General features: G+C 53.4%; 1 rRNA gene. It reads left to right on the top strand.

Annotated elements, in window-relative coordinates:
* Positions 1 to 269 precede the first annotated feature (269 nt).
* Positions 270 to 539 (top strand): 23S ribosomal RNA (locus PKF00_RS45060); the annotation flags it as partial.

Here is a 539-nt window from a genome sequence, read left to right as displayed (position 1 = left end):
AGGAGTTCGATCCTCCTAGGCTCCACCAAGCCTGTCGAGGGTACGCGGTTGAAAGAACAAGTTTCACGCTTTGCAATGCGAAGCGTGGATGTTTGATATTGTTGTGGAGGGTGCAGCCGTCTCAGGTTGCACTGAAGAGACATCCTGACCGAGGTTCATGCGTCGGGTCTTGTCACGATCGCCGTATTGCCGCTTGGGTTTGCACGACCCGGGCATCAGCAATCGGAAAGAGTGGCGAGGCGTTCACCGCGCATGAGCATCAATTTCAAGATCAAGTGTCAAAAGGGCGTTTAGTGGATGCCTAGGCATGTAGAGGCGATGAAGGACGTGGCACGCTGCGATAAGTCTCGGGGAGTTGCGAGCAAACTTTGATCCGAGAATATCCGAATGGGGAAACCTACCTTTACGGACCCTGGCGGTCGTCCGGTCGAGCAATCGGCCGGCCGATCACCAGAGTTCGTGTGAGGTATCTAAATCTGAATACATAGGGTTTAGAAGCAAACCCGGGGAACTGAAACATCTAAGTACCCGGAGGAAAG

Origin of the sequence: Streptosporangium carneum, from assembly GCF_027922005.1 — a bacterium.
In the GTDB taxonomy this organism is placed as follows: domain Bacteria; phylum Actinomycetota; class Actinomycetes; order Streptosporangiales; family Streptosporangiaceae; genus Streptosporangium; species Streptosporangium carneum.
Note: the sequence above shows the minus strand (reverse complement) of the source record. Positions and strands in the feature narration are given on the sequence as shown.